This window comes from Oleiphilus sp. HI0132, assembly GCF_001635845.1.
The window spans coordinates 1-1027 of sequence record NZ_LWGJ01000029.1 but is presented as its reverse complement, the minus strand read 5'-3'; the positions used below and the strand labels follow the sequence as shown (position 1 = coordinate 1027).

The window sequence follows — 1027 nt, the reverse complement described above, 5'->3', positions numbered from 1 at the left end:
TTTAACAATGGTTCTCGGTGCCGACTGAACGAAAGCCCACACATCCATCCCTTCATCGACTGCATCATAGGCGTCCCACTTAACGGATTTATCACCCGGAATATGCAAAACCGCCACAGAAGCGGCACCGCCGCATGCGATCGCTTCCGATGCTTTTCTGGCATACTCAGCACCCGCATCATCATTGTCAGGCCAGACTAAAACGTGTTTATCTTTCAGTGGCGACCAATCCGTTTTCGCTATTGGAGCATTAGCGCCATTCATGGCAGTGGTTGCCACCAAACCTAAGCGAATGAGTGCGTCCGCAGCTTTCTCACCTTCGACCAGCACCACTTGATTGGCGCTTAAGATTTGAGGCTGGTTGTAGAGCGGTCTTGGATCCGGTGCTTTCATTGAGCGTGATCGCACATCCCACGGCCTGAACTCTTTGCCCGACTCGTTATCGTATCGATATACGCAGGCAATTAGCTGACCTTGGCTATCACGATAATCCCATTTTCCGGTTGCTGGTCCTAGGTCATCGGTAGGTTGTTGTCGAGCAGGCATTGCGGGTTTATTAGCTTTCTCATAAGTCGCGGACAATGGCCGTGATTGATCAACAGACACACCTAACCATTGAGCGACAGAATCCACCAGCTCAGGAAATTGGCTGGCGGTATCAAAGCCATTAACACGTGCCCAGGCATCAAAGATGTCACCACCTTCTCCGGTAGCAAAATCCATCCACATCCCTGCACGAGAGCCTGCAAGTTCAACGACTAAACTTTTACCGGGATTGCCTTCCAGATCGCCTACAATGAACTGCTTGCCTCGATACTTTCCTGCAGGAAACAGATAGGTCAACACAGCATCTAACGAATCGATTAATCGTTGCTTGAGCTCTCGGGCATCATGCTTTGGTTTTGTTGATTCACCCTGCTCAGGTGCGTCGTTAAAATCGAGCCAGATCACTTTATCGGTGCTGCTGTTCATTGCGCACCCCCTCGCCAGCAGCGATCCTGCCAAGAGCAAAACTTACACTCGTAAT

At 50.3% G+C, this 1027-nt stretch carries 1 protein-coding gene; it reads right to left on the bottom strand.

All coding sequences use genetic code 11. The annotated features are described in order from the left end of the window. A partial coding sequence (locus tag A3766_RS00555; protein WP_369808585.1) for a toprim domain-containing protein occupies window positions 1-972 on the bottom strand: 972 nt, incomplete at its 3' end. Window positions 973-1027 lie beyond the last annotated feature (55 nt).